We start from the raw sequence: 5,560 nt of genomic DNA on the forward strand, positions 1-5,560 counted from the left end.
CCGGGCGGCGCTGCCCACCGTCCACCGCGTGACGACGGGCCGCCACGCCGAGAGGGACCTCAAGCGCCACGCGTTGTTCTACCAGGCCAAGGAGGGCTGCGGGATGGCCCTGGCCCGGCTCCTGGCGGAGCACGACGAGGAGGAGGCCGACGACGCCGGCAGCCCCATCGACAGCAGCACGATCTTCCAGCGCGACGACGTCGTCGTCCGGCTCCTGGAGATGGACGGCCCCCTTGACGCACAGCCCGCGGTGTCGCTCGGCATCCACGGCCCTGACAAGGCGGCCAGGCTCGCCCGCCTCCTCGACGGGGAAGCGAACTCCGCACCGACCAGCGACCAGGACGCCGCGCGCTTCCTCACCCGCGCCGGGATGCACCTGATCACCGACCGGCGGGCCGCGGATTCCTGAACCGCGTATCAGCACCCTGGGGGGTTCTCGCCCGACCCGTCGATACAACGCACAACGCGCCAGGAGGAAAACAGTCATGACCATGCACCGGCCACGCATCGTGGACCTCAGTGAGACCCAGCCCAACCGCAGGCGCGGAGGTGACCTGCGCGCTCTGCTCACCCCGACGGCGGTGGGTGCCACCAGCGGCTTCATGGGACTGGCCATTGTTCAGCCCGGAGACCGCATCGGCGAGCACTACCACCCGTACTCGGAGGAGTTCGTGTACGTCGTAAACGGGCTCCTGGAGGTCGACCTGGACGGTGAACCGCACGCGATGCGGCCCGACCAGGGGCTGCTCATCCCTCCGAACGTCCGGCACCGCTTCCGCAACGTGGGCGACATCGAGGCGCGCATGGTCTTCCACCTGGGGCCGCTCGCCCCCCGCCCGGAGCTCGGCCACGTCGACACCGAGCACACCGACTCCGCCGAGCGGGGCGCGCCGCCAGAACGAACCGAGGCCGCTTCATGACCCGGCGCGTGGCGGTCACCGGTGTCGGAGTCGTCGCTCCGGGCGGGATCGGCACACCGGCCTTCTGGGACCTTCTCGCCAACGGCCGCACGGCGACACGCGGCATCACGCTCTTCGACCCGGCCGGCTTCCGGTCCCGGATCGCGGCCGAGTGCGACTTCGACCCGGCGGCGTACGGACTGGACGAGGACGAGGTCGCCCGCTCGGACCGGTACGTCCAGTTCGCGATGGTGGCCGCCCGCGAGGCACTCGCCGATGCGGGCCTCGACCAGGAGCGCACCGACCCCTGGCGCATGGGCGTCTCGCTCGGCACCGCGGTCGGCGGAACCACCCGGCTGGAGCACGACTACGTCGCCGTCAGCGACAGCGGCGCACGCTGGGACGTCGACCACCGCCCCGCCGGGGCCCATCTGGAGCGGGCGTTCTCACCCAGTTCGCTGGCCTCCGCCGTCGCCGAGCAGGTCGGAGCGCACGGTCCGGTGCAGACCGTCTCGACCGGCTGCACCTCCGGCCTCGACGCGATCGGCTACGCCTTCCACTCCATCGAGGAAGGCCGCGTCGACGTCTGCATCGCGGGGGCGTCGGACTCCCCGATCACCCCGATCACGGTGGCGTGCTTCGACGCGATCAAGGCGACCTCGGCCAACAACGAGGACCCGGAACACGCCTCCCGGCCCTTCGACTCCCGCCGCGACGGCTTCGTGATGGGCGAGGGCGGAGCCGTGCTCGTCCTGGAGGAGCTGGAGCACGCCCGCGCCCGCGGGGCGACGGTGTACTGCGAGATCGCCGGCTACGCGACCTTCGGCAACGCGTACCACATGACCGGGCTGACCCCGGAGGGTCTCGAGATGGCCGAGGCCATCAACCGGGCGCTCGGCCACGCCGGGATCGCCGCCTCGGACATCGACTACGTCAACGCACACGGCTCGGGCACCAAGCAGAATGACCGGCACGAGACCGCAGCCGTGAAGCGGGCCCTCGGTGCGCACGCCCACGACGTGCCGATGAGCTCCATCAAGTCGATGGTCGGCCACTCGCTCGGGGCGATCGGGGCGATAGAGATCGCGGCCTGCGTACTCGCCCTGGTCCATCAGACGGTTCCGCCGACGGCGAACTACGAGTCCCCGGACCCCGAGTGCGACCTCGACTACGTGCCGCGCACCGCGCGTTCGCTGAAGCTGCGCAGCGTCCTCTCGGTGGGCAGCGGCTTCGGTGGCTTCCAGTCCGCGGTGGCCCTGACCAGAACCGGTGGGAGGACACCATGAGCATCCGAGAGGACCGGCGCACCGTCGTCACCGGAATCGGCGTCGTCGCCCCCAACGGCACGAGCACCGAGACCTTCTGGAAGCAGACGCAGGACGGCATGAGCGTCCTGGACCGGGTGACCCGCGAAGGGTGCGAGGAGCTCCCGCTGCACGTGGCGGGAGAGGTCAGGGGCTTCGACCCGGTCAGTCTGATCGAGGAGCGCTACCTCGTCCAGACCGACCGGTTCACGCACTTCGCGATGGCCGCGGCCGACATGGCCCTGGACGACGCAAGGCTGGGCCGCGCCGACTACGAGGACAATCCGTTCAGCGTGGGCGTGGTGACCGCCGCCGGTTCCGGCGGGGGCGAGTTCGGCCAGCGCGAGCTGCAACGGCTGTGGGGCCAGGGTTCCAAGTACGTCGGCCCCTATCAGTCGATCGCCTGGTTCTACGCCGCGAGCACCGGCCAGATCTCCATCCGCGGCGGCTTCAAGGGGCCGTGCGCGGTGGTGGCCAGCGACGAGGCCGGCGGCCTGGACGCACTGGCCCACGCCGCCCGGTCGGTCCGGCGCGGCACCGACGCGGTGGTGGTCGGCGCGGCCGAGGCCCCGCTCGCGCCCTACTCGGTCGTCTGCCAGCTCGGCTACCGGGACCTGAGCGCCTGCGAGGACCCGACGCGGGCCTACCGTCCGTTCACCGCGGACGCCTGCGGATTCGTGCCCGCCGAGGGCGGCGCGATGTTCGTGCTCGAGGAGGAGGGCGCGGCCCGGGAGCGCGGCGCCCGGGTCAGGGCCGAGATCGCCGGCCATGCCGCCACCTTCACCACCGCGATGCGCTGGGAGGAGTCCCGCGAGGGGCTCGCCCACGCCATCGAGGGGGCGCTGCGGGAGGCCGGCTGCGCGCCCGAGGAGATCGACGTGGTCTTCGCGGACGCCCTCGGAGTCTTCGAGGCCGACCGCGCCGAGGCGCTCGCGCTGGCCGACGCGCTCGGCGCGCACGGCCGGCGCGTCCCGGTCACGGCGCCCAAGACCGGCATCGGGCGGGCGTACTGCGGTGCCCCCGTACTGGACGCGGCCGCCGCCGTGCTCGCCATGGAGAACGGTCAGATCCCGCCCACGCCCAACGTCTTCGAGGTGTGCCACGACCTCGACGTCGTCACCGGACGGGCCCGCGCCGCCGAACTGCGGACGGCGCTCGTGCTCAGCCGCGGCCTCATGGGCTCGAACGCGGCGATGGTGCTGCGCCGCTCCGACGGCCGCGGCGCGTGAGTCCCCCACCGACACCCCTCGTGAGAAGGAGAACCCCCTCATGACCGATCGACTGACCTACGACGAGCTCGCCGCCCTGATGAGGAAGGGCGCCGGACTGACCGTCGACCCCCGGGAGATGGAGAACCGCCCCGGCACCGCCTTCGACGCGTTCGGCCTCGACTCGCTGGGCCTCCTCGGCATCGTCGGCGTGCTGGAGAACCGGCACGGACAGCCGTTGCCGGCCGAGGCCGACCGGTGCAGGACGCCCGGCGAGTTCCTCGACCTCGTCAACAACACCCTCATGACAGGAGCCTGATGTGTCCGGACACACCGAGAACGAGATCGTCATCGCCGCCCCCCTGGACCTCGTCTGGGACATGACCAACGACCTCGCGAACTGGCCCGACCTGTTCAGCGAGTACGCCGCGGTCGAGATCATCGAGCGCGACGGCGAGCGGACCACCTTCCGCCTGACCATGCACCCCGACGACAACGACAAGGTGTGGAGCTGGGTCTCGGAGCGCACCACGGACCGGCCCGGCCGCTCCGTCTCGGCCCGCCGCGTCGAGCCGGGTCCGTTCCAGCACATGGACATCCACTGGGAGTACTCCGAGGTCCCCGGCGGCACCCGCATGCACTGGGCGCAGGACTTCGCGATGCGCCCCGACGCCCCGGTCGACGACGCTTGGATGACCGACAACATCAACCGCAACTCGCGCGTCCAGATGGAGCTCATCCGGGACAAGATCGAGCAGCGCGACCGCGAGCGCCGTTCGGCGTCCGTCACGGCCGGCTGACGTCCCGTTCGTCGACGGTCCGGCCACCCGGCCTCCCGGCCGGGTCCCGGCCCGGGTACAGAAAGGCACCACCCGATGCACCACGCCCTGATCGTCGCCCGGATGGCCCCGGAGTCGGCGCCGGACATCGCCGAACTGTTCGCCGCCTCCGACAGCAGTGAGCTGCCGCACCTGGTCGGCGTCACCCGGCGCAAGCTGTTCCAGTTCGGCGACGTCTATCTGCACCTGATCGAGTCCGAGCGCCCGCCGGGCCCGGAGATCGCCAAGGTGACCGCTCACCCGGCGTTCAAGGACATCAGCGACCGGCTCACCGCCTACGTCAGCCCGTACGACCCGCAGACCTGGCGGGGGCCGAAGGACGCGATGGCCCAGGAGTTCTACTGCTGGGAGCGCGACACCCCGGCCTGACGAGCCTGACGACGCGGATCGCCCCGGGCCCGGCCTTACGGCCGGGCCCGGGGCGATCCGCGTGCTGCCCGGAACGAGGGAGTCAGCCCGGGACCACGCATTCGAACGCGTGGAGGTAGGGGTTGACCGGCCGGATCTCGCCGATGAGCAGCCCGGCCTCCGACAGCCGGTCGACCAGACTCTGCCGGGTGTGCTTGGCACCGCCGACGTTCAGGAGCAGCAGCAGGTCCATGGCGGTGGTGAACCGCATCGAGGGGGTGTCGTCGATGAGGTTCTCGATGACGACGAGCCGGGCCCCCGGACGCGCCGCCGCGACGACGCTGCGCAACGCCCGGCGGGTGCTGTCGTCGTCCCACTCCAGGATGTTCTTGATGATGTAGAGGTCGGCCGCCACCGGGATGCCCTCACGGCAGTCCCCGGCCACGATGGACGCCCGGCCGGCGAGCGAGCCGCCGTCCCGCAGGCGTTCGTCGGCCCGCGCCACCACCCCCGGCAGATCCATCAGGGTGCCGCTCGCCGACGGGTGCTTCTCCAGCAGGCTCGCCAGTACGTGCCCCTGACCGCCGCCGATGTCGGCGACCACGGACACCCCGGTGAGGTCGAGGAGCGCGGCGACGTCCAGCGCGGACTGCATGCTGGACGTGGTCATGGCCCGGTTGAACACCTGGGCCGACTCGTGCGCGTCCTGGTGGAGGTAGTCGAAGAACTCCTTGCCGTGCACGTCCTCGAAGACGTTGCGGCCGGAGCGCACCGCGTCCTCCAGCCGCGGCCAGACGTCCCAGGTCCAGGGCTCGGTGCACCACAGCGAGATGTACCGGAGGCTGTTCGGGTCGTCCTCGCGCAGCAGTCGCGACATGTCGGTGTGGGTGAACGCGCCGTCCGCGGTCTCGGTGAAGACGCCGTAGCAGGACAGGGCGCGCAGCAGCCGCTGCAGCGGCTGC

At 71.5% G+C, this 5,560-nt stretch carries 7 protein-coding genes and 1 pseudogene; 7 read left to right on the plus strand and 1 reads right to left on the minus strand.

Annotated features, from left to right (window positions below; translation table 11 throughout):
- The 7 genes and pseudogenes from J1C73_RS11495 to J1C73_RS11525 form a co-directional block, all read left to right on the plus strand.
- A pseudogene (locus J1C73_RS11495) lies at positions 1-409 on the plus strand (TcmI family type II polyketide cyclase); the annotation flags it as partial.
- A 76-nt stretch (positions 410-485) separates the two neighbouring features.
- A complete protein-coding gene (locus J1C73_RS11500) occupies positions 486-920 on the plus strand; it encodes a cupin domain-containing protein (RefSeq protein ID WP_207316275.1) in 435 nt (144 codons plus the stop codon).
- On the plus strand, positions 917-2,185 hold the full coding sequence (locus J1C73_RS11505) for a beta-ketoacyl-[acyl-carrier-protein] synthase family protein (protein ID WP_207316276.1): 1,269 nt from the start codon (positions 917-919) through the stop codon (positions 2,183-2,185). The genes J1C73_RS11500 and J1C73_RS11505 overlap by 4 nt, the downstream gene beginning before the upstream one ends.
- Positions 2,182-3,432: a beta-ketoacyl synthase N-terminal-like domain-containing protein gene (locus J1C73_RS11510; RefSeq protein WP_207316277.1), complete on the plus strand. Its 1,251-nt coding sequence runs from the start codon at positions 2,182-2,184 to the stop codon at positions 3,430-3,432. The genes J1C73_RS11505 and J1C73_RS11510 overlap by 4 nt, the downstream gene beginning before the upstream one ends.
- A gap of 40 nt (positions 3,433-3,472) precedes the next feature.
- Positions 3,473-3,730, plus strand: a complete 258-nt coding sequence (locus tag J1C73_RS11515; RefSeq protein ID WP_207316278.1) for an acyl carrier protein — start codon at positions 3,473-3,475, stop codon at positions 3,728-3,730.
- A 1-nt stretch (position 3,731) separates the two neighbouring features.
- A complete protein-coding gene (locus J1C73_RS11520) occupies positions 3,732-4,211 on the plus strand; it encodes an SRPBCC family protein (protein ID WP_123466899.1) in 480 nt (159 codons plus the stop codon).
- Between the two features lie 75 nt (positions 4,212-4,286).
- Positions 4,287-4,619: a TcmI family type II polyketide cyclase gene (locus tag J1C73_RS11525; RefSeq protein ID WP_207316279.1), complete on the plus strand. Its 333-nt coding sequence runs from the start codon at positions 4,287-4,289 to the stop codon at positions 4,617-4,619.
- A gap of 82 nt (positions 4,620-4,701) precedes the next feature.
- On the opposite strand, the gene J1C73_RS11530 is transcribed toward J1C73_RS11525, so the two are convergent.
- Positions 4,702-5,560: methyltransferase (locus tag J1C73_RS11530; protein WP_207316280.1), on the minus strand; the 859-nt coding region annotated here is incomplete at its 5' end.

Source organism: Streptomyces laculatispora (genome assembly GCF_017353455.1).
GTDB classification, from domain to species: domain Bacteria; phylum Actinomycetota; class Actinomycetes; order Streptomycetales; family Streptomycetaceae; genus Streptomyces; species Streptomyces laculatispora.

Bases quoted from the DNA above. Each gene is read 5' to 3' on its own strand.
- J1C73_RS11500 (WP_207316275.1), top strand. From the start codon at position 486: ATGACCATGCACCGGCCACGCATCGTGGACCTCAGTGAGACCCAGCCC.
- J1C73_RS11505 (WP_207316276.1), top strand. From the start codon at position 917: ATGACCCGGCGCGTGGCGGTCACCGGTGTCGGAGTCGTCGCTCCGGGC.
- J1C73_RS11510 (WP_207316277.1), top strand. From the start codon at position 2,182: ATGAGCATCCGAGAGGACCGGCGCACCGTCGTCACCGGAATCGGCGTC.
- J1C73_RS11515 (WP_207316278.1), top strand. From the start codon at position 3,473: ATGACCGATCGACTGACCTACGACGAGCTCGCCGCCCTGATGAGGAAG.
- J1C73_RS11525 (WP_207316279.1), top strand. From the start codon at position 4,287: ATGCACCACGCCCTGATCGTCGCCCGGATGGCCCCGGAGTCGGCGCCG.